Raw genomic sequence first — 21,001 nt, forward strand, 5'->3', positions numbered from 1 at the left:
CAGAGTGTGCTCCGGATAGACTAAAAGTGTTACCTATGTTCCCGGTCTGATCTGTCACCTATGTATCCGGTCATACAGTAGCGCCACCGGGCTTAAACTCAGAAGTCGTAGCTCGCGCTCACCGAAACGTTCAGCGGTGCGCCATACACCACATACGATCCGACGTAGTCGTAATACTCTTTGTCTAAGAGGTTGTTGACGTTAGCCTGAACGGCAAAGTCTTTGGTGACCTGATAGCGGCTGAACAGGTTCACCAGCCCATAGCTGCCTTGCTCCGCGCGGGAACGTCCTGCCGGACCGCCTTCCACGTCCGTCCATACCTTGTTCTGCCAGTTTACACCACCGCCCACGGTCAGCTCCGGCAGCATGGGCAACTGATAACGGGTGAACAGCTTCATGGTCGTGCGCGGCTGATCGGAACTGACGGCGTTGCCATTTTTATCTTCAGCAATGTAACGCGTCGCGCCGAAGGTCAGCTGCCAGTTATCGGTCAGGGCACCGTTGAGCTCGAACTCAACGCCTTTGCTGACCACGCCGTCCAGCGATTCATAAATCGACTCACCGCTCGGCATGTAGGTATAGGTGTTGCTTGCGACGTTATCCTGCTCAATGCGGAAAATCGCCAGCGAGGTGGTGAGGCGGGTATTAAACCAGTCGGCCTTCACGCCCGCTTCATAGCTTTTGCCCGTGGTAGGGTCGAGATAACGTCCGCTGGCGTCGCGCTTATCCTGCGGCTGGAAGATGGAGGTATAGCTGACGTAGGTCGACCAGTCCTCATTGATGTCATACACCAGGCCCGCGTACGGCGTTACGTCATCTTCGGTACTTTCCAGACGGGTGTTCGGGGAACCTGCCGGATTATAGCGAATGTTATAGCTGGTGTAGCGCGCGCCCAGAATCAGGTGCAGCGGGTCGGCCAGCGAGAAACGCGCGGAGGAATAGGCTGAAGACTGACGAATATCATCTTTGCTGTAGAGCTTCCACGGGGTCCACTGCGGATCGGCAATGTTCCCGTTCCAGTTCTTAAAGTTGCCGACGTCAACCATGCCGTATACCGCATCCGGCATGGTATTGTCGTAATGGTTACGCTGACGGCTGAAGCTGCCGCCGAACATCATTTCATGCTGACGACCAAAGAGATCGAAGCCGCCGCGCAGGAAGGCGTCGACCGCATCCTGTTTACGTTCCCCGCGGTTCCAGCCGCCGTAACCCACCAGGCCCGCGCCGGTCTCTTTATCAGGATAACCGGACATATACATCAGCTTAGAGTCAAAGTTGGTTTCAGCATGCATGCCGTTGATGTGCGCTTCCCAGCCATTATCGAAACGCTGGGTCAGGTTAGCGAAGATGCGGGTGCTGTCTTTATCCGAATAGGCCCAGTCAGGCGCGACGGTCTGGCTGCGATTGTAGTTGGTCTTACTTCCGTCGCTGTACCAGGTCGGCAGGCCACCCCAGGTTGGGTCGGCGGTATGGCTTTCCTGATACTCATACCCTACCGAGAGGGTCGTGCTGTCGGTGACATCCGCGTCCATCACGCCGTAGAGGAATTTCTTCCGGTAGTGGTAGTTATCCACGAAGCTGTCGTTATCCTGATAACCGGTGATAAGACGGCCCCGCACCTTACCTGACTCCACCAGCGGCGCCTGGAGATCCAGCACGTAGCGCTGCTTGTCCCAGCTGCCGTAGCTGGCGGAGACGTTGCCTTTAAATTCCGGGCTGTCCGCATGCTTGCGCACCATATTTACGTACGCCGCCGGGTTGCCCGTACCGGACATCAGGCCGGTGGCGCCACGGACCACTTCAATGCGGTCATAAATTGCGGTGTCGGCGGCGGTATCACCAAAGTTCCACACTTCACTGATGGACGTCGGAAGATCGTCATAGGCGTAGTTGCTGACGAAAAATCCGCGTGAGTAAAACACGGTACGGTCGCTATCCTGCACCTGTGCCGTAATGCCCGTGGTGTTCGTCAGCACCTGGCCGATAGATTGCAGATTCTGATCAGCCATACGCTGCTGGCTAATGACGCTGACGGACTGTGGGATATCACGAGGGACCAGCAACAGTTTGGTGCCGGTAGTGGTGGTTTTTACGCTGTAATCCTGATCCTGGCTGGCAGACAGATCCTGTGTGTTGTCAAAACCTCCGTCAACGACGACGGTATCTTCGGTTGAAGCAGCGAAAGCGGCGGTTGGCGTCAATGCCATAGCAATGCAGGCTGCCAGCAACGAAGGTGTTGCGACAGGCTGGCGTTGCCCATCCCTGGTGTGATTAATGAAAGACATCATCAAACCCTTAGTGAATGGTGAAGGTGGTGCGCGACAGCTCCGCTAGCACGGGCTGACGTCGTTTTCTATGTTAAAAATGCGCATGAAAATGCAAATGCGAAATATACGCATTGTGATTAACGCTGTAAACAGATGTTTCGGGATGAACTGAAATCAGGTTTCAGAATAGAAATGTCCTAAAGCGATGCCTCTTCAGCCAGATGGCGGACAATCAGGAAAGAAATCACGGGAGAAGGTTGAAAGGACAGGAGAAAGTCGCTCATACTCTTGTGTTGTGTCATGCAGTAAAACAGACAATGTGTGTTAACAACGGACGCACGACGCCAGATTAAATTTAAAAGGAAAAGGTCATGGCTGAAGAAACGATTTTCAGTAAAATTATCCGCCGCGAAATTCCGTCGGATATTGTCTATCAGGATGAACTGGTCACGGCTTTCCGCGACATTTCTCCCCAGGCGCCGACGCACATCCTTATTATTCCCAATATTCTCATCCCGACCGTTAATGACGTTAAAACCGAGCACGAAGTGGCGCTAGGCCGTATGCTTACGGTGGCCGCGAAAATCGCTGAGCAGGAAGGGATTGCTGAAGACGGATACCGTTTGATCATGAACTGCAATCGCCATGGCGGGCAGGAAGTCTATCATATTCATATGCATCTGCTGGGTGGACGTCCACTGGGACCGATGCTGGCACATAAAGGTCTTTAATATGTTAATTGGGCGTATTGCAGCGCTGATCGTGACGCTGGTAATGGTAGGGTGCAGCGCGCGTCCTGCCATCCCGGTCAGTGAAGAACAGACGCTGGTGATGGAGTCTTCAGTGCTTGCTGCGGGCATCACGGCCGAGCAGCCTTCACTGACCATTAGCGAAATCCAGTCTTCTGCCTCCTCTACGCTCTATAACGAAAGGCAAGAGCCAGTGACGGTGCATTATCGCTTCTACTGGTATGACGTGAGAGGTCTTGAGATGCATCCGCTTGAGGCGCCGCGCAGCGTGACCATTCCGGCAAGATCGTCGGTCACGCTTTACGGCAGCGCCAGCTATCTGGGTGCACATAAGGTGAGACTTTATCTTTATTTGTAAGGGGTGAACCTTGATTAAAACGATGAGCCGTTATGCGCTCCTGAGTGCCTTCGCACTCTTTCTGGCAGGCTGTGTGACGCGAACTGAAGAACCTGCACCGGTGGATCAGGCGAAGCCGGGGACGGAACAGCCCACAACGCCGGCGGAACCTGTGCCAACCGTGCCGTCTGTACCGACCATTCCGGCGCAGCCTGGCCCGATCGAGCATCAGGACGATACCGCACAGCCTGCGCCGCGCGTGCGCCACTATGACTGGAACGGCGCGATGCAGCCGATGGTCGGCAAAATGTTGCAGGCACAGGGCGTTACGCCCGGCAGCGTGCTGCTGGTGGACAGCGTGAACAACCGTACGAATGGTTCCCTGAATGCGGGCGAAGCAACGGAAACGCTGCGCAATGCGCTGGCGAACAACGGTAAATTTACGCTGGTCTCAGCCCAGCAGCTCGCGGTCGCTAAGCAACAGCTTGGTCTGTCGCCTCAGGACAGCCTGGGTTCGCGCAGTAAAGCCATTGGTATTGCCCGCAACGTTGGCGCGCAGTATGTCCTTTATTCTAACGCGACGGGTAACGTGAACACGCCGTCGTTGCAGATGCAGTTAATGCTGGTTCAGACCGGCGAAATTATCTGGTCAGGTAAAGGTGCCGTTACGCAACAATAAGCGCACGCGTCATGATGTCCTGACGCGCTATTTCCCAAAGTACCGTGTTATCGCGCCGCAAGCCCCCGTCGGGCTTGGCGGCGCGAGTTGCATTATTGAGCATGGTGATCATCGGCTGGTTTTACGCCAGCATCACGATGCCGCCGCGCCTGCCTCCCATTTTCGTCGTCAGTTCCGCGCCCTGAAGCGCCTGCCCGCCGACCTTGCGCCGCAGCCCCATCTCTTTATCAGGGACTGGATGGCGGTGACGTTTATTGCGGGTGAGATCAAACGCGAGCTACCCGATCCCCCGACGCTGGCAGCCATGCTGTATCATCTGCATCGCCAGCCGCGTCTGGGCTGGCGGGTAACGTTGCTCCCCTTGCTGGAACGCTACTGGCAGCAGGCCGCGCCGGGACGACGCACGCCATACTGGCTGGCGCAGCTGAAGCGGCTGCGTAAAGCAGGAGAGCCGCAGGCGTTACGCCTGGCACCGCTGCATATGGACGTCCACGCGGGGAATATCGTTCATACGGCGGCAGGCGAGAAACTTATCGACTGGGAATATGCCGGGGACGGTGACGTGGCGCTCGAACTTGCCGCGGTCTGGATGCCCGACGAAGCCTCGCGCGGACAGCTGATAGCCGCTTATGCCCGAAACGCCAACATGAATGCGCACACCCTTGCGCGGCAGGTTGCGCGCTGGCGACCATGGGTAATCATGCTCATGGCGGGCTGGTTTGAAATGCGCTTTCAGCAAACAGATGACGAACAATTTATTGCGCTGGCAGATGATGCCTGGCGCCAGTTACAAACGAAAGGATAAGAGAGGTTGGTGTGGGTCCAGTAATGTTGGATGTTGAAGGGTTTGAGCTGGATGCGGAAGAGCGCGAAATCCTGGCGCACCCGCTGGTAGGGGGGCTGATTCTTTTCACCCGCAATTATCACGATCCGGCGCAGCTGCGTGAGCTGGTTCGTCAGATCCGCGCGGCTTCGCGCAATCACCTGGTGGTCGCGGTAGATCAGGAAGGTGGCCGCGTACAGCGTTTCCGGGAAGGGTTTACCCGTTTACCTGCCGCGCAATCTTTCGCAGCGCTGCTGGGAACCGAAGAGGGCGGTCAACTGGCGCAGGACGCTGGCTGGCTGATGGCCAGCGAGATGATCGCCATGGATATCGACATCAGCTTCGCTCCGGTGCTGGACGTGGGCCACATTAGCGCGGCAATTGGTGAGCGTTCGTATCATGACGATCCGCGTATCGCGCTGGCAATGGCGACGCGCTTCATTGACGGAATGCATGACGCGGGCATGAAAACCACCGGCAAACACTTTCCGGGCCACGGGGCGGTGACGGCGGATTCCCATAAGGAAACGCCGCGCGATCCGCGCCCGGAAGCAGAAATTCGCGCTAAAGATATGTCTGTTTTCCGCTCGCTGATTACCGATAACAAGCTGGACGCGATCATGCCTGCGCACGTCATTTACAGTGATGTCGATCCTCGCCCGGCCAGCGGCTCTCCGCACTGGCTGAAAACCGTGCTGCGTCAGGAGTTAGGCTTCAACGGCGTGATTTTCTCCGACGATTTATCCATGGAAGGAGCGGCGATCATGGGCAGCTATGCTGAACGTGGACAGGCTTCTCTGGATGCGGGTTGCGATATGATCCTCGTCTGCAATAATCGTAAAGGTGCGGTGAGTGTGCTGGATAACCTGTCGCCGATCAATGCTGAGCGTGTTACACAATTGTATCATAAAGGTTCATTTAGTCGTCAGGAGCTGATGGACTCGGCGCGCTGGAAAGCGGTAAACGCCCGGCTCGAAGCCCTGAACGAGCGCTGGCAGGCACATAAAGCAGCCCTTTAATTCATCCCGGAAGGCGTAGCGTGGTGAGACGATGATCATCTATTTACACGGTTTTGACTCAAACAGTCCTGGTAATCATGAGAAAGTGCTGCAATTGCAGTTTATCGATCCGGATGTTCGGCTGATTAGCTACAGCACGCGTCATCCGAAGCATGACATGCAGCATCTGCTGAAAGAAGTGGATAAAATGTTGCAGCTTAATATCGACGATCGCCCGCTGATTTGCGGCGTAGGGTTGGGGGGATACTGGGCAGAACGCATCGGTTTTTTGTGCGATATGCGCCAGGTCATTTTCAATCCTAACCTGTTCCCGAACGAGAACATGGAAGGCAAGATTGACCGTCCGGAAGAGTACGCCGATATCGCAACCAAATGCGTGAGCAATTTCCGTGAAAAGAACCGCGATCGCTGTCTGGTTATCCTTTCTCGCAATGATGAAGCGCTGAACAGCTCCCGCGCCGCCGAGCTTCTGCATCATTACTACGAAATTGTCTGGGACGAAGAGCAGACCCATAAGTTCAAAAACATCTCGCCGCATTTGCAGCGTATTAAAGCCTTCAAAACGCTGGGCTGATTTCCCTGAACCTGATAGAGGCCCGGTACGCGAAAGCGTGCCGGGCCTCTTTTTTGTCGGAATTGTCTACTTTTAAACCATCAAAACTTGATACATATCAATTTTGGTATGACCAATGCGCCTGACGTGCTATTCTCAATGAATCTGAATGGTTTCAGCGCAGTAACCTGTTGTTAATTAAGTGTTATTTCTATAACTTTTAATTAACAATTGGTTAATAATTTGAGGGGGTCACGTTGACTACACCATTGAAAAAGATAGTGATTGTCGGCGGTGGTGCTGGCGGACTGGAGCTGGCGACACAGCTGGGTAAGAAGCTGGGTCGCGGTAAGAAAGCCAAGATTACGCTGGTGGATCGTAACCACAGCCACCTGTGGAAGCCGCTCCTGCACGAAGTGGCGACCGGGTCGCTGGATGAGGGCGTGGATGCGCTGAGCTATCTGGCGCATGCGCGTAACCACCATTTCCAGTTCCAGCTGGGCTCCGTGGTGGATATCAACCGTGAAAATAAAACCATCACGCTGGCCGAGCTGCGGGATGACAAAGGCGAGCTGCTGGTCCCTGAGCGCAAGCTGGCCTATGACACGCTGGTGATGGCGCTGGGCAGTACGTCCAATGACTTCAACACGCCAGGCGTGAAAGAGCACTGCATCTTCCTGGATAACCCGCATCAGGCGCGTCGTTTCCATCAGGAAATGCTTAACCTATTCCTGAAGTACACCAATAACATGGGTGCCAACGGCAAGGTTAACATTGCTATCGTGGGCGGCGGGGCAACGGGCGTGGAGTTATCGGCGGAGTTGCACAATGCGGTTAAGCAGCTGCACAGCTACGGCTACAAAGGTCTGACTAACGAAGCGCTGAACGTGACGCTGGTGGAAGCAGGTGAACGCATTCTGCCGGCGCTGCCGCCGCGTATCTCCGGCGCTGCCCATAACGAGCTGACCAAGCTGGGCGTGCGCGTGCTGACCCAGACCATGGTGACCAGCGCGGATGAGGGCGGTCTGCATACCAAAGACGGCGAGTACATCCAGGCCGACCTGATGGTCTGGGCCGCTGGTATCAAAGCGCCTGATTTCATGAAGGATATCGGTGGGCTGGAGACGAACCGCATTAACCAGCTGGTGACCGAGCCGACGCTGCAAACCACGCGCGATCCGGACATCTTCGCCATCGGTGACTGTGCCTCCTGCGCGCGTCCGGAAGGCGGGTTTGTGCCTCCTCGCGCTCAGGCAGCGCACCAGATGGCAAGCCTCGTGCTGCACAACATCCTGGCGCAGGCGAAAGGCAAACCGATGAAAGCCTATGTCTACAAAGACCATGGCTCTCTGGTGTCGCTCTCCAACTTTTCCACCGTAGGCAGCCTGATGGGTAACCTGATGCGCGGCTCCATGATGGTTGAAGGGCGTATCGCCCGCTTCGTGTACATCTCTCTGTACCGTATGCACCAGATTGCGCTGCACGGCTACTTCAAAACCGGCTTAATGATGCTGGTCGGCCGTATCAACCGCGTGATCCGCCCACGCCTGAAGCTGCACTAATTTCTCTCTCCCTCCGGGCCCGCCGGAGGGAATTTTTAGCACATCATGCTGTTCATCCCGCTCCTGACGCTTAAGAGTTCTCCTAAACGCGCGTAATCCCAGGTCATTGCCCCATTTTTTGATCCTTTGTCTTATTGGCGAAGCGCCTAGCGCGCTGCAAAATTGCTACCAATTGCAACAAAGGAGGAAGTCCCGTGAATAAATCAATGTTGGCGGGTATAGGGATTGGCGTCGCAGCTGCGCTGGGTGTGGCTGCCGTTGCCAGTCTGAACGTACTTGATCGTGGCCCGCAGTATGCGCAGGTGGTTTCCGCTACACCGATTAAAGAGACGGTCAAGACGCCTCGTCAGGAGTGCCGTAATGTTTCTGTCACCCATCGTCGTCCGGTTCAGGACGAAAACCGTATCGCGGGCTCCGTGCTGGGTGCGGTTGCCGGTGGGGTGATTGGTCATCAGTTTGGTGGTGGCCGTGGTAAGGATGTCGCGACGGTTGTCGGTGCGCTGGGTGGCGGTTATGCCGGTAACCAGGTGCAGGGCGCGATGCAGGAAAACGACACCTACACCACAACGCAGCAGCGCTGTAAAACCGTGTATGACAAGTCTGAAAAAATGTTGGGTTACGACGTAACCTACAAAATCGGCGACCAGCAGGGGAAAATCCGTATGGATAAAGATCCTGGCACGCAAATCCCGCTCGACGGTAATGGTCAGCTGATACTGAATAACAAAGCGTAAAAAAGATGTTCTCTGAACTTAGCTCCTCATGCGCTCAGGCTGAGGAGCTTTTTTTTGCTTCAGAGCTTAAGCAGTTCCGGCCACAGGCGCAGCGTTGTTTGCGTAATACCCTGCAACTTTTCCAGCGTCGCGCCTTCACGGGCGCTGATCGACATCCCCTGCAAAATACAGCTCAGATACTGGGCCAGCTCCTGCGGACGGCAGTGCGCCGGAATTTCGCCGCGCTGCTGGCGCTGAGCCAGAAACGTACTGAGCGTCTCCTCCTGCATCGCATGACGTGATTTAACCGTGTTGGCTATCTCCTTAGACGATGCGGCGAGGGTGGCGGAGGTGTTGATCATAAAACAGCCCGCGGGCGTGTCTTTACTGGTGAAGCAGGTTGCAACCGCGCAGAAATAATCCCGCAATGCCTGCTCAACGGTTTTATCTTCACAGAACAGCTGCGCTTCATGTTTTGCTGCGAAGCGCGAGATGTATCTGTCCAGAACGGCCCGGAATAAGCCTTCTTTGTTGGTGAACTCTGCATAGAGGGTAGGGGCTTTCGCGCCGGTTGCTTCCACCAGATCGGAAAGCGACGTGGCTTCATACCCATGCTGCCAGAAGAGCGTCATGGCCTTATCGAGCGCCGCATCCCTGTCGAACACTTTTGGTCGGCCACGGCTTTTCTTTGCGCAACTCGTGACGTCGGTTGTCATATGCCGTTGGTCCTCTGTTGATTTGTTGAATAATCATTATAAAAATAAATGCCTGCTACGACCAGCAGTGATTTCTGAAAAATAATTTTAATTTATCTTTATGAAATATAAGGCAAAACAAATTAATTTAATGGTCATTATAAAAATGGGTTGACGTGTGACCTGGATCACATCTATCATTTACCTATCGATCGTTAATTAAATAACTAACGACCACACCATCATCTGCTAAAGGTAAAAAATTATGAAAAACGTTAAAACCCTCATCGCTGCCGCCGTTCTGAGTTCACTCTCTTTCGCAAGCTTCGCTGCTGTTGAGGTTCAGTCTACTCCAGCAGACCAGCAGAAAGTCGGTACCATCTCTGCCACCGCCGGGACTAACCTGGGCTCTCTGGAAGATCAGCTGGCGCAAAAAGCTGACGAAATGGGTGCGAAATCATTCCGCATCACCTCTGTGACCGGTCCTAACACTCTGCACGGTACCGCAGTTATCTACAAATAAGCGTAACGCAACCCTCCGTTATGCCACTGCAATAAAAAACGCCCTGCTCATGCAGGGCGTTTGTCGTTATGACTGATTTACATCGACTGTTGCGCAACCTCATGATGCCGCGTGACGTTGGTCGGCATTCCCGAGCGCACTTCCATCGCCCGCTCCATCACCGCGCCGTCGGTGTTGGCGTTCGTTTTAAAGCTCACCATAGCCGCATTCAGATTAATAGGCAGCGTCTGCGGATCGTCATTGATGTTTTTCGACAGCGGCTGGTGGATCTCAACCAGACGGACGCCACCCGGCTCTTCAGACACCTTAATCGGCGTGTTGATGATATTCACTTTCGTGCCAGGGGTAATCACGTTGTACAGCGTCTTGATGTCGTCATCGCGCAGGCGAATACAGCCAGAGCTGACGCGCATCCCGATCCCGAAATCCGCATTCGTGCCGTGCAGAAGATAAACCCCACCGTAGGCCGCCAGGCGGATCGCGTGGTGCCCCATCGGGTTGTCCGGGCCAGCGGGAACCACAGCGGGCAGATCGATACCTTGTGCTTTATAGCGGGCGCGAATGTTTGCCGTCGGAGTCCAGGTAGGATTGGCGCGCTTATCAGAGACGGTGGTGACCATGGTCGGGGTAAGCGTATCGCCCCCCAGCTGGCCGATACCGATAGGGTAGACGGTGACTTCATTCTTGCCCGGCGGGTAGTAATACAGACGCAGCTCGGCGAGATTAATCACAATGCCCTGACGCGGCGCGTCCGGGAGAAGGGTTTGCAGTGGAATCGTCAGCACGCTGCCGGCCCGGGGCACATAGGGGTCAACGCCCGGGTTGGCCTGCAACAGCGCCAGGAACCCGACATTATATTTTTTGGCAATTGCTTCCAGCGAGCCGCCATCATTTTCAACGACATGGAAGCGGTTCTGGCCCACGACGTTGCTGCCAGCAGGCGGAAGAGGCCAGGTATTAGCGCGCGCGGGCAGCGCAACGGCAACCGCTGCGGCCAGCGCAAACAGCGTGATCCAGCGGGTAAAACGCGAAGAGGTCATCATTATCATAATCCATACAAATGATAAGGTTATTGTTTTATAAGGCGTTAATGATAAGTATGGCGAATGTATAGTCGGGAAGATTGGGCGAAGTGCAAAGAGTTTGTAAATTGTCCCCCACCAGCCGAACGCTGGCGAGGGCAATCATTTAAGCGATAGCGTTCTCTTCCAGCTGGCGCATAAAGTTACGCACCCAGTCCATGCGTGTTTTACGCTCCGTCAGATCCTGGGTGAATTTCAGACGCGTCGGGCCATCAAGACGGAAATGCTGCGGCTGTTTTTGCAGCAGGCCAATCAGCCACATCGGGTCGACGTGGTTCTTCTCGGCAAATTCAATCATGCCGCCTTTCTCGTTGCCTTCGAGCTTGCGGATCCCCAGCTTCTGCGCCTGCTGACGCAGCCGGGCGATATCCAGCAGGTTGCGCGCCGCGTCCGGCAGAATGCCGAAACGGTCAATCAGCTCGACCTTGATCTCCTCGAGCTCGCCTTCGCTTTTCGCGCTGGCAATGCGTTTGTAGAACGACAGTCGCGTGTTGACGTCAGGGATAAAGTCGTCCGGCAGCAGGGAAGGCATGCGCAGCTCCACTTCGGTCTGCTGGCTGGTGAGATCTTCAAGAGACGGTTCACGTCCGGCTTTAAGCGCGTCGACGGCATTTTCCAGAAGCTCCATATACAGCGAGAAACCGATGGTTTCCATGGAGCCGCTCTGGTCTTCACCCAGCAGCTCACCGGCGCCGCGGATCTCCAGGTCGTGCGTCGCCAGCGCAAAGCCCGCGCCCAGATCTTCCAGCGAGGCGATGGCTTCCAGACGCTTTTGCGCGTCGGTGGTCATCGCCTTCGGATGCGGCGTCAGCAGCCACGCGTAGGCCTGATGGTGCGAACGCCCGACGCGGCCGCGCAGCTGGTGCAGCTGGGCCAGACCGAAGTGATCCGCGCGCTCGATGATGATCGTGTTTGCCGTCGGAATGTCGATCCCGGTTTCAATGATGGTGGTACACACCAGCACGTTGAAGCGCTGGTGGTGGAAGTCGTTCATCACCCGCTCCAGCTCGCGCTCGCGCATCTGGCCGTGACCGATGGCAACACGCGCCTCCGGCACCAGCTCTGCCAGCCTGTCGGCGGCTTTCTGGATATTTTCGACGTCATTGTAGAGATAGTAAACCTGGCCGCCGCGCAGCACTTCGCGCAGGATCGCCTCGCGCACCACCAGATTGTCATACTCGCGCACGAAGGTTTTCACCGCCAGACGGCGCGCCGGTGGGGTGGCGATAATCGACAGATCGCGCATGCCGCTCATCGCCATGTTCAGGGTGCGCGGGATCGGCGTTGCGGTGAGGGTCAGGATGTCTACGTCGGCGCGCATCGCTTTGATGCGCTCTTTATGGCGCACCCCAAAGCGGTGCTCTTCGTCGACAATCAACAGGCCCAGATCTTTCCACTTCACGTCGCTTTGCAGCAGCTTGTGGGTACCGATCAGGATATCAATTTTGCCTTCGGTTGCCTGCTCCAGGATCTGCGTCTGCTCTTTGGCGCTGCGGAAGCGGGACAACATTTCGATACGCACCGGCCAGTTGGCGAAGCGGTCGCGGAAGTTGTCAAAGTGCTGCTGGGCGAGAAGGGTGGTCGGCACCAGCACCGCCACCTGCTTGTTGTTCTCAACCGCCAGGAAAGCGGCGCGCATCGCCACCTCGGTTTTACCGAAGCCCACGTCGCCGCAAACTAAACGGTCCATCGCCAGCGGCTGGCACATGTCGCTCAGCACCGCGTTGATAGCCTGAGCCTGATCCGGCGTAGTTTCAAACGGGAAGCTGTCGCAGAACAGCTGGTATTGCTCTTTATCATGCTTAAACGCATAACCCTCTTTGGCCGCACGCTGGGCGTAAATGTCCAGCAGCTCGGCGGCCACGTCGCGTACTTTTTCCGCCGCTTTCTGCCGCGCGCGTGACCAGGCGTCGCCACCCAGCTTATGCAGCGGCGCGTTATCTTCGGCACCGCCCGCGTAGCGGCTGATCAGGTGCAGAGACGACACCGGCACGTACAGTTTGGCGTCGTTGGCGTAGGTCAGCATCAGGTATTCACCTTTGATGCCACCGGCTTCGAGGGTGGTCATACCCTGATAGCGACCCACACCGTGTTCCAGGTGCACGATCGGCTGACCGGGATGCAGCTCGGCCAGGTTACGGATCAGGGTGTCCGGATTGATGGTGCGACGGCTGTCCTGACGACGGCGCGCCACGCGTTCGCCCAGCAAATCGCTTTCACAAATCAACGCCAGGTTATTGAGCGTATCAATGAATCCGTGCTCGGCGGCGCCGATCATCAGATAACGACCGTTACCGGTCGCCTCGCTCAGCCGCAGAATGCGTTTTGGTGCGACCTTAATCCGTCCCAGCAGTTCACCCAGCGCTTCACGGCGACCTTCGCTCTCAACGGAAAACACCACCGGTCCGGTAAAGGACTCAAGAAACTTGCGCAGATTATCCAGCGGGGATTTCTGCTGCGCCTGGACGGCCAGATCGGGCAGCGTACGGAACGCGAGATTGGTGTTCGCCGCCTTATCGGCAAGCGAGTCGGTTTTGAGCTGCATGCGCGGCCAGCGTTTCAGCTCGGCGTTGAGCTCATCGGTACGCAGCCACAGCATTTCCGGCGGCAGCAGCGGACGCATCGGGTCCACGCCCCGGTTTTCAAAGCGGGCGCGCGTCTCGCTTTCAAAGCGGCTGGCGCTGGCGTCGATATCGCCGGTATTCACAATCAGCGTGTTTGCCGGGAAGTAGCTGAACAGCGCCGGCAGCGGCTCGTTAAAGAACAGCGGCTGCCAGTATTCGATCCCGGCCGGCAGGGTGCCCTTGCTGACCTGCTGATAGATATGTTCAGCATCACGCTTCACGTCGAACCTGTCGCGCCACTGGCTGCGGAACAGTTCGATGGCGGTTTTATCCGTTGGGAACTCATGGGCGGGCAGCAGGTTAATGGATTCCACCTCTTCCAGCGTGCGCTGGGTGTCGGCGTCGAACACGCGAAGGCTGTCGATCTCGTCGTCAAAGAAATCCAGACGATACGGCTGATCGCTGCCCATCGGATAGAGATCCAGCAGCGCGCCGCGCGTCGCGTACTCACCGTGCTCCATCACCTGGTCGACATGACGATAGCCAGCGCCGTCCAGCTGCACGCGCAGGGCATCGCGCGACAGGCGCTGGCCTTTTTTCATCACCAGCGCGTGGCCGTGCAGATAGCTGTGCGGGCAAACGCGCTGCATCAGGGTATTCACCGGCACAATCAGTACGCCGCGCTGCATGGTGGGAAGCTGGTACAGCGTCGACAGGCGCGAGGAGATAATCTCCTGATGCGGAGAGAAACTGTCGTAGGGAAGCGTTTCCCAGTCGGCCAGGCTGAAGACCAGGCTGTCGGTGAACTGGCGGATCTCATCGTGCAGGCGCAGGGCGTTTTGCATGTCCGGGGCAACCAGCACCACCGGCCCAGGATGCCGCTCGGCAATTTCCGCCACCAGCGTCGCGCAGGCCGCGCCCGTGAGTTCGCCGAGCTGGCGTTGATCGCCTGGTTTAACAGGCAGGGAATAACGATAGTGTTCAGGCATGGCTATGTCAGAGTCTCTTGGGGATATACCAACAGTATTGGGGCATATCACTGATACGCAATGTCTTTATTATCCTCGATCGTTTTGCATTAGCAAATCGTAACCGCACAAGAGGAAAAGAGCCCCCGGATGGGGGCGGGGCAGGTTAGCGGGTAGCGGGCACGGATGAAACACGCGCGGGTGGGGAGAAGAAAAAATCGCCAAAGAGAGCGGTTGAGAGCTTACGGGCCCCCAGCCCGACCAGCGTGCAGACGAGCAGGCTGATAAACGGATAGACCAGAATCAGCGCAAGTTCAGCCCAGACCGGCCAGTACGCCGCATTCATTTCACCGATCAGGATCAGGCTAAACGCCTCAATTAAAATGCGGTGGGTGGTGTAAATCGCGATAGTGTTCGACCCGATGACGTTCAGCAGATTATTAGGGTGAACGGCATAACGCTGCTCAATGCTGTAGAAAAGTTTCATGATGACCACGATCGACAGCAGAGAGAGCGGCAGAGGGACGTTAGCGAACCACAGCACCACGGACAGCGCGGCAGAGGCAACGAGTGCCAGCCAGCTACGGCGCAGATTCAACCCTTTCATCCACGCCATCAGCTGCGCGCCGTACCATGCGCCGAGGCTGTAGTAGATCATATTGCGCACGACGCTGTTCATTCCCCACCACGGCAGCGGCAGGAAATTAATGGCGACGCTTGCCAGCGCCAGAACCCCCAGCATCGGCAGTTTCCAGCGGCTCAGCAGTTTACAGAGCGTGAAGTAGACCACTAACGCGTACAGATACCACAGGCTGGTGCTGGCCGTGAGCATTCCCAGCACAAACCCTGAAACGGAATCGGCGTAGGCGGCATTGGATGATGTTGCCAGTTCACGCTCGGGGGCGAGCCAGGCGTTCAGATGGGTCAGCGCCTGCCATTGCAGTACGCCCCACAGCGCCAGCACCCAGACGATGCTCCAGATGCGCTTGTCGAGACTGGTACGCCAGCTCACCTCGTCAATGTATCGGCGGATCAAGTAGCCGGAGATGAAGAAAAATACCGGCATACGGAACGGGGCGAGGTAAAGGTTAAAGTAGACCCAGCATTTGGCGAGAAGGCCTGATAGCGGATGCTGTAGCCCGTCCAGGTGAGGATAAAAGGTGATCACCGAGTGGTAAATTACCACCAGGCAAATGCACAGGCCTTTTATCTGGTTAATCCATAATGCTTTTTGTTTCATGGTGCGTGACGACCTTGTTGCCATAAACGAAACGCCGATTGTTGTAAAATGAAGCCCTGATGTAACGGGTAACAGTCTGTATCAGGACGATTTTCGGAAAAGGTGGAGGCTGTCTGGCGGAAGTTCGGTCAGTAGCATGATGATTTATCTGAATTTTTCGGAAAAATGATTACCGAATCTTACGGTTTCAGTCATTTACGCTTAACGGATTCGCTTATATACTCGTGGGTCTGCTATCAGCAAACAGACGGATTTCATGTATCAACCTGTCGCACTCTTCATAGGCTTACGTTACATGCGTGGGCGCGCCGCGGACCGCTTCGGTCGCTTTGTCTCCTGGCTTTCGACTATTGGCATTACGCTTGGCGTGATGGCACTGGTGACGGTGCTTTCCGTCATGAATGGCTTCGAGCGCGAGCTGCAAAACAATATCCTGGGGCTGATGCCGCAGGCCGTTCTCTCTTCCACTCAGGGTTCCGTTAACCCGCAACAGCTGCCGGAAAGCGCGGTGAAGTTACAGGGTGTCACCCGCGTTGCGCCCCTTACAACGGGCGATGTGGTGCTGCAAAGCGCCCGCAGCGTGGCGGTCGGGGTGATGCTCGGTATCGATCCGGCGCAAAAAGATCCGCTGACGCCGTTCCTGGTTAACGTGAAGCAAACCGACCTCGAGCCGGGTAAATATAACGTCATCCTCGGCGAGCAGCTGGCCGGGCAGCTTGGCGTTAACCGTGGCGATCGGCTGCGCGTTATGGTGCCCTCAGCCAGCCAGTTTACGCCGATGGGGCGTCTGCCAAGCCAGCGCCTGTTCAACGTGATTGGCACGTTTGCGGCGAACAGCGAAGTCGATGGTTACCAGATGCTGGTGAACATTCAGGACGCCTCGCGTCTGATGCGCTACCCGGCGGGCAATATTACCGGCTGGCGTCTGTGGCTTGACGCGCCGCTGAAGGTAGACACCCTCAGCCAGCAGGCGTTACCGGAAGGGACGAAATGGCAGGACTGGCGCGACCGTAAAGGCGAGCTGTTCCAGGCCGTGCGCATGGAGAAAAACATGATGGGGCTGCTGTTAAGCCTGATCGTGGCCGTTGCCGCGTTTAACATCATCACCTCGCTGGGGCTGATGGTGATGGAGAAGCAGGGCGAAGTCGCCATTCTGCAAACCCAGGGCCTGACCCCGCGCCAGATCATGGCGGTATTTATGGTTCAGGGCGCCAGCGCCGGCATTATCGGTGCGCTGCTCGGGGCGGCGCTGGGCGCGCTGCTCGCCAGCCAGCTCAACAATCTGATGCCGATCATCGGCGCGCTGCTCGATGGCGCGGCGCTGCCGGTGGCTATCGAGCCGCTACAGGTGGTCGGTATTGCGCTGGCCGCGATGGCCATTGCGCTGCTTTCTACGCTTTATCCTTCCTGGCGGGCTGCCGCCACACAACCCGCTGAGGCTTTACGTTATGAATAAGATCCTGTTGCAGTGCGTCAACCTGTCCAAACGCTATCAGGAAGGCGCTGTGCAGACCGACGTGCTGCACAATGTGAGCTTTAGCGTGGGTGAAGGCGAGATGATGGCGATTGTCGGCAGCTCCGGCTCCGGCAAAAGTACGCTGCTGCACCTGCTGGGCGGGCTGGACACTCCAACCGAAGGCGATGTGATCTTCTCCGGACAGCCGCTGAGTAAAATGTCGTCAACGGCGAAAGCCGAGCTGCGTAACCGCGAACTGGGCTTTATCTATCAGTTCCACCATCTGCTGCCGGACTTCACGGCGCTGGAAAACGTGGCGATGCCGCTGCTGATTGGTAAAAAGAAACCGGCGGAAATTAATGCCCGCGCCAGCGACATGCTAAACGCGGTAGGGCTGGGACATCGCGGGAATCACCGTCCGTCCGAGCTTTCCGGCGGTGAGCGTCAGCGTGTGGCGATCGCCCGCGCGCTGGTCAACAACCCGCGTCTGGTGCTGGCGGATGAACCGACAGGTAACCTCGATGCGCGTAACGCAGACAGCATTTTCCAGCTTCTCGGCGAACTGAACGCCGCGCAGGGTACCGCGTTTCTGGTGGTGACCCACGATTTGCAGCTGGCTAAGCGGATGGGCCGTCAGCTGGAAATGCGCGACGGTCGTCTGAACGCAGAACTGACGCTGATGGGAGCGGAGTAATGGCTTCACCGTTATCGTTACTCATCGGGTTACGCTTTAGCCGCGGTCGTCGCCGGAGTGGGATGGTATCCCTTATCTCCGTGATCTCCACCATCGGTATTGCCCTGGGCGTGGCGGTGCTGATCGTCGGCTTAAGCGCCATGAATGGCTTTGAGCGTGAACTGAATAACCGCATTCTGGCCGTTGTTCCTCACGGTGAAATCGAGCCGGTTAACCAGCCGTGGTCCAACTGGCAGGATGCCCTGAACAAAGTGGAAAAAGTGCCGGGCATCGCGGCGGCTGCACCTTATATCAACTTTACCGGGCTGGTGGAGAGCGGGGTAAACCTGCGCGCCATTCAGGTGAAAGGGGTAAATCCTCGTCAGGAAGCGCGTCTGAGCGCACTGCCGCGCTACGTGCAAAATGGCGCATGGGCAAACTTTAAGGCCGGCGAGCAGCAGATCATCATGGGTAAAGGCGTTGCCGATGCCCTGAAGGTGAAGCAGGGCGACTGGGTATCGATCATGATCCCGAACGCCAGCGCCGACCACAAATTGCAGCAGCCTAAACGCGTGCGTCTGCACGTCACCGGTATTTTGCAGTTAAGCGGCCAGCTCGACCATAGCTTCGCCATGGTGCCGCTGGAAGATGCCCGTCAGTACCTGGACATGAGCGACAGCGTGACGGGGATAGCCATTAAGGTTAACGACGTTTTCAACGCCAATAAGCTGGTGCGTGATGCCGGCAGCGTGACCAATAGCTACGTCTACATCAAAAGCTGGATCGGTACTTACGGCTACATGTACCGCGATATCCAGATGATCCGCGCGATTATGTATCTGGCGATGGTGCTGGTGATTGGGGTGGCGTGCTTTAATATCGTCTCGACGCTGGTCATGGCCGTTAAGGATAAGAGCGGCGACATCGCCGTGCTGCGTACCTTAGGGGCAAAAGACGGTCTTATTCGCGCCATTTTCGTCTGGTACGGTTTGCTGGCGGGGCTGTTTGGCAGCCTCTGCGGCGTGGTCATCGGCGTGGTGGTGTCCCTTCAGCTGACGCCGATTATCAACGGGATTGAAACGCTTATCGGCCATCAGTTCCTGTCCGGCGATATCTATTTTATTGACTTCCTGCCGTCTGAACTGCACTGGCTGGACGTTATTTATGTGCTGGTTACAGCACTTTTACTGAGTCTGCTGGCAAGCTGGTATCCGGCGCGTCGCGCAAGCCGTATCGATCCGGCGAGGGTATTAAGTGGCCAGTAATTTCGTCATGGTTTAGCGGTCTTTGGGCCGCTGAATCAAGCAGAGGAATGCATCATGTATTACGGATTTGATATTGGCGGCACCAAGATTGCGCTCGGCGTGTTTGATACCGATCTCACACTCCAGTGGGAAACGCGCGTGCCCACGCCGCGTGAAAGCTACGATGAATTTTTAACCGCTATCGCCGCGCTGGTAGCGCAGGCGGATGAGCGGTTTGGCGTCAAGGGCAGCGTCGGCATTGGAATTCCGGGTATGCCCGAAACCGACGACGGCACGCTGTATGCCGCCAACGTTCCCGCTGCCAGCGGCAAGCCGCTGCGCGCCAATCTCTCAGCCCTCCTTGAACGCGACGTGCGTTTAGACAACGATGCCAACTGCTTTGCCCTTTCCGAAGCCTGGGACGACGAGTTTCGTCGCTATCCGCTGGTGATGGGGCTGATCCTCGGGACGGGCGTCGGCGGCGGGATTGTCATTAACGGCAAGTCTATTACCGGACGCAGCTACATCACTGGCGAATTTGGCCACATTCGTCTGCCGGTGGACGCGCTGGACGTGGTCGGGCGCGATTTCCCGCTTACCCGCTGCGGCTGCGGTCAGCACGGCTGCATTGAAAACTATCTGTCGGGACGGGGGTTTGCATGGCTGTATGAACACTTCTATCATCAGAAACTTGAGGCCCCCCAAATCATTACCTTGTGGGAACAAGGGGATGCGCAGGCGCGAGAGCACGTTGAACGCTATCTCGACCTGCTGGCGGTGTGTCTGGGCAACATCCTGACCATCGTCGACCCGGATCTGCTGGTGATTGGGGGTGGGCTGTCAAACTTCACTGCGATTACGGAACAGTTGTCCGGGCGTCTGCCCCGACATTTATTGCCGGTCGCCCGCGTGCCGTGCATTGAGCGTGCGCGACACGGGGACGCAGGAGGCATGCGCGGAGCCGCATTCCTTCATCTCACCGATTAGTTTACGAGGTTACTATGCTGTCGCGTCGCCAGGGTCGACTCAGCCGTTTTCGCAAAAATAAACGCCGCTTACGTGAACGCCTGCGTCAGCGGATCTTTTTCAGAGACAGGATGATGCCAGAAGCGATGGATAAACCCAGAGTGGTGGTGTTGACCGGGGCGGGGATCTCCGCCGAGTCCGGTATTCAGACCTTCCGCGCGGCGGACGGGCTGTGGGAAGAACACCGAGTTGAAGATGTGGCGACGCCGGAAGGTTTCGCCCGCGATCCGGCGCTGGTCCAGGCGTTCTACAACGCCCGCCGTCGTCAGCTTCAGCAGCCGGAGATTGCGCCAAACGCGGCGCACCTGGCGTTGGCAAAGCTGGAGGAGGCGCTGGGGGATCGTTTTCTGCTGGTGACGCAAAACATCGACAATCTTCATGAAAGAGCCGGTAACCGCAACGTCATTCACATGCACGGCGAACTGCTCAAGGTGCGGTGCGCATGGAGTGGTCAGGTGCTGGACTGGAAAGAGGACGTGCTGGACGAAGACCGCTGCCACTGCTGCCAGTTTCCTTCGCGTCTGCGTCCGCACGTGGTCTGGTTTGGCGAAATGCCGCTGGGAATGGATGAGATCTACAGTGCCCTGGCCATGGCGGACGTCTTTATCGCCATTGGTACCTCAGGCCATGTCTATCCGGCGGCGGGATTTGTGCACGAAGCGCGGCTGCAAGGTGCCCATACGGTGGAGCTCAATCTGGAGCCAAGCCAGGTCGGCAGCGAGTTTGAAGAGAAGCATTACGGTCTGGCAAGCGAGGTGGTGCCGGCCTTTGTGGATAAACTCCTGAAGGGGCTGTAAGGGTAACGGGCGACCTTGTGTCGCCCGTTAT

19 protein-coding genes are annotated in these 21,001 nt (G+C 56.7%); 14 read left to right on the forward strand and 5 right to left on the reverse strand.

Annotation, left to right across the window (positions count from 1 at the left end; all coding sequences use genetic code 11):
* Nucleotides 1–98: 98 nt before the first annotated feature.
* Nucleotides 99–2,285, reverse strand: coding sequence for a ferric-rhodotorulic acid/ferric-coprogen receptor FhuE (gene fhuE, locus INF58_RS04440; protein WP_193527261.1), 2,187 nt, complete (start codon nucleotides 2,283–2,285; stop codon nucleotides 99–101).
* A gap of 353 nt (nucleotides 2,286–2,638) precedes the next feature.
* Here fhuE and hinT point away from each other — a divergent pair, with 353 nt between their 5' ends.
* From hinT to INF58_RS04480, 8 genes are all read left to right on the forward strand, one after another.
* Nucleotides 2,639–2,998 carry a purine nucleoside phosphoramidase gene (gene hinT / locus INF58_RS04445; protein WP_006809243.1) on the forward strand — a complete coding sequence of 120 codons (360 nt, stop codon included), beginning with the start codon at nucleotides 2,639–2,641 and terminating at the stop codon, nucleotides 2,996–2,998.
* Between the two features lies 1 nt (nucleotide 2,999).
* A complete protein-coding gene (locus INF58_RS04450; RefSeq protein WP_063866373.1) occupies nucleotides 3,000–3,374 on the forward strand; it encodes a YcfL family protein in 375 nt (124 codons plus the stop codon).
* 13 nt (nucleotides 3,375–3,387) lie between these two features.
* On the forward strand, nucleotides 3,388–4,032 hold the full coding sequence (gene lpoB, locus INF58_RS04455) for a penicillin-binding protein activator LpoB (protein WP_102749776.1): 645 nt from the start codon (nucleotides 3,388–3,390) through the stop codon (nucleotides 4,030–4,032).
* On the forward strand, nucleotides 4,013–4,837 hold the full coding sequence (gene thiK, locus INF58_RS04460; protein ID WP_193527109.1) for a thiamine kinase: 825 nt from the start codon (nucleotides 4,013–4,015) through the stop codon (nucleotides 4,835–4,837). The genes lpoB and thiK overlap by 20 nt, the downstream gene beginning before the upstream one ends.
* 11 nt (nucleotides 4,838–4,848) lie before the next feature.
* The gene (nagZ, locus tag INF58_RS04465; protein WP_193035372.1) at nucleotides 4,849–5,874 is read left to right on the forward strand and encodes a beta-N-acetylhexosaminidase; all 1,026 of its coding nucleotides are present in this window, start codon (nucleotides 4,849–4,851) and stop codon (nucleotides 5,872–5,874) included.
* Nucleotides 5,875–5,905: 31 nt separating this feature from the next.
* Nucleotides 5,906–6,448 carry an alpha/beta hydrolase YcfP gene (gene ycfP / locus INF58_RS04470; RefSeq protein ID WP_032624474.1) on the forward strand — a complete coding sequence of 181 codons (543 nt, stop codon included), beginning with the start codon at nucleotides 5,906–5,908 and terminating at the stop codon, nucleotides 6,446–6,448.
* A 236-nt stretch (nucleotides 6,449–6,684) separates the two neighbouring features.
* Nucleotides 6,685–7,989 (forward strand): NAD(P)/FAD-dependent oxidoreductase, encoded by a 1,305-nt coding sequence (locus INF58_RS04475; protein WP_107535128.1) that lies wholly within the window; start codon nucleotides 6,685–6,687, stop codon nucleotides 7,987–7,989.
* Nucleotides 7,990–8,183: 194 nt separating this feature from the next.
* Nucleotides 8,184–8,723, forward strand: a complete 540-nt coding sequence (locus INF58_RS04480; RefSeq protein ID WP_074160888.1) for a glycine zipper 2TM domain-containing protein — start codon at nucleotides 8,184–8,186, stop codon at nucleotides 8,721–8,723.
* A 59-nt stretch (nucleotides 8,724–8,782) separates the two neighbouring features.
* Here INF58_RS04480 and INF58_RS04485 read toward each other — a convergent pair whose 3' ends face one another.
* Entirely contained in the window at nucleotides 8,783–9,418 is a 636-nt protein-coding gene (locus INF58_RS04485) for a TetR/AcrR family transcriptional regulator (RefSeq protein ID WP_063866378.1), read from the reverse strand.
* A gap of 244 nt (nucleotides 9,419–9,662) precedes the next feature.
* Here INF58_RS04485 and bhsA point away from each other — a divergent pair, with 244 nt between their 5' ends.
* Nucleotides 9,663–9,920, forward strand: coding sequence for a multiple stress resistance protein BhsA (bhsA, locus tag INF58_RS04490; protein WP_006809234.1), 258 nt, complete (start codon nucleotides 9,663–9,665; stop codon nucleotides 9,918–9,920).
* A 77-nt stretch (nucleotides 9,921–9,997) separates the two neighbouring features.
* On the opposite strand, the gene INF58_RS04495 is transcribed toward bhsA, so the two are convergent.
* From INF58_RS04495 to INF58_RS04505, 3 genes are all read right to left on the reverse strand, one after another.
* The gene (locus INF58_RS04495) at nucleotides 9,998–10,963 is read right to left on the reverse strand and encodes a L,D-transpeptidase family protein (protein WP_193527110.1); all 966 of its coding nucleotides are present in this window, start codon (nucleotides 10,961–10,963) and stop codon (nucleotides 9,998–10,000) included.
* A 145-nt stretch (nucleotides 10,964–11,108) separates the two neighbouring features.
* Nucleotides 11,109–14,555, reverse strand: a complete 3,447-nt coding sequence (mfd, locus tag INF58_RS04500) for a transcription-repair coupling factor (RefSeq protein WP_063866380.1) — start codon at nucleotides 14,553–14,555, stop codon at nucleotides 11,109–11,111.
* Nucleotides 14,556–14,700: 145 nt separating this feature from the next.
* Nucleotides 14,701–15,774, reverse strand: coding sequence for an acyltransferase family protein (locus INF58_RS04505; protein WP_193527111.1), 1,074 nt, complete (start codon nucleotides 15,772–15,774; stop codon nucleotides 14,701–14,703).
* Between the two features lie 256 nt (nucleotides 15,775–16,030).
* Here INF58_RS04505 and lolC point away from each other — a divergent pair, with 256 nt between their 5' ends.
* The 5 genes from lolC to cobB are packed head-to-tail and all read left to right on the forward strand — an operon-like array spanning nucleotide 16,031 to nucleotide 20,970.
* Nucleotides 16,031–17,230, forward strand: a complete 1,200-nt coding sequence (lolC, locus tag INF58_RS04510) for a lipoprotein-releasing ABC transporter permease subunit LolC (RefSeq protein ID WP_107535131.1) — start codon at nucleotides 16,031–16,033, stop codon at nucleotides 17,228–17,230.
* Nucleotides 17,223–17,924 carry a lipoprotein-releasing ABC transporter ATP-binding protein LolD gene (gene lolD, locus INF58_RS04515; protein WP_193527112.1) on the forward strand — a complete coding sequence of 234 codons (702 nt, stop codon included), beginning with the start codon at nucleotides 17,223–17,225 and terminating at the stop codon, nucleotides 17,922–17,924. The genes lolC and lolD overlap by 8 nt, the downstream gene beginning before the upstream one ends.
* Complete coding sequence (gene lolE / locus INF58_RS04520) at nucleotides 17,924–19,168, forward strand: lipoprotein-releasing ABC transporter permease subunit LolE (RefSeq protein ID WP_063449045.1); 1,245 nt, start codon at nucleotides 17,924–17,926, stop codon at nucleotides 19,166–19,168. Before lolD ends, lolE begins: the two co-directional genes overlap by 1 nt.
* A 54-nt stretch (nucleotides 19,169–19,222) precedes the next feature.
* Entirely contained in the window at nucleotides 19,223–20,134 is a 912-nt protein-coding gene (gene nagK / locus INF58_RS04525) for an N-acetylglucosamine kinase (RefSeq protein ID WP_193527113.1), read from the forward strand.
* Nucleotides 20,135–20,148: 14 nt separating this feature from the next.
* Nucleotides 20,149–20,970, forward strand: a complete 822-nt coding sequence (gene cobB / locus INF58_RS04530) for a Sir2 family NAD+-dependent deacetylase (protein WP_063449043.1) — start codon at nucleotides 20,149–20,151, stop codon at nucleotides 20,968–20,970.
* The last annotated feature ends 31 nt before the right edge of the window (nucleotides 20,971–21,001 follow it).

The organism is Enterobacter cloacae complex sp. P24RS (assembly GCF_014982165.1).
GTDB classification, from domain to species: domain Bacteria; phylum Pseudomonadota; class Gammaproteobacteria; order Enterobacterales; family Enterobacteriaceae; genus Enterobacter; species Enterobacter quasihormaechei.

What these genes read in the sequence shown, in the direction of transcription:
- INF58_RS04450 (WP_063866373.1), top strand. Translation starts at nt 3,000, where the DNA reads ATGTTAATTGGGCGTATTGCAGCGCTGATCGTGACGCTGGTAATGGTA.
- INF58_RS04505 (WP_193527111.1), bottom strand. Translation starts at nt 15,774, where the DNA reads ATGAAACAAAAAGCATTATGGATTAACCAGATAAAAGGCCTGTGCATT.
- lolD (WP_193527112.1), top strand. Translation starts at nt 17,223, where the DNA reads ATGAATAAGATCCTGTTGCAGTGCGTCAACCTGTCCAAACGCTATCAG.
- INF58_RS04485 (WP_063866378.1), bottom strand. Translation starts at nt 9,418, where the DNA reads ATGACAACCGACGTCACGAGTTGCGCAAAGAAAAGCCGTGGCCGACCA.
- nagK (WP_193527113.1), top strand. Translation starts at nt 19,223, where the DNA reads ATGTATTACGGATTTGATATTGGCGGCACCAAGATTGCGCTCGGCGTG.
- INF58_RS04495 (WP_193527110.1), bottom strand. Translation starts at nt 10,963, where the DNA reads ATGATGACCTCTTCGCGTTTTACCCGCTGGATCACGCTGTTTGCGCTG.
- lolC (WP_107535131.1), top strand. Translation starts at nt 16,031, where the DNA reads ATGTATCAACCTGTCGCACTCTTCATAGGCTTACGTTACATGCGTGGG.
- cobB (WP_063449043.1), top strand. Translation starts at nt 20,149, where the DNA reads ATGCTGTCGCGTCGCCAGGGTCGACTCAGCCGTTTTCGCAAAAATAAA.
- hinT (WP_006809243.1), top strand. Translation starts at nt 2,639, where the DNA reads ATGGCTGAAGAAACGATTTTCAGTAAAATTATCCGCCGCGAAATTCCG.
- mfd (WP_063866380.1), bottom strand. Translation starts at nt 14,555, where the DNA reads ATGCCTGAACACTATCGTTATTCCCTGCCTGTTAAACCAGGCGATCAA.
- ycfP (WP_032624474.1), top strand. Translation starts at nt 5,906, where the DNA reads ATGATCATCTATTTACACGGTTTTGACTCAAACAGTCCTGGTAATCAT.
- fhuE (WP_193527261.1), bottom strand. Translation starts at nt 2,285, where the DNA reads ATGTCTTTCATTAATCACACCAGGGATGGGCAACGCCAGCCTGTCGCA.
- lolE (WP_063449045.1), top strand. Translation starts at nt 17,924, where the DNA reads ATGGCTTCACCGTTATCGTTACTCATCGGGTTACGCTTTAGCCGCGGT.
- bhsA (WP_006809234.1), top strand. Translation starts at nt 9,663, where the DNA reads ATGAAAAACGTTAAAACCCTCATCGCTGCCGCCGTTCTGAGTTCACTC.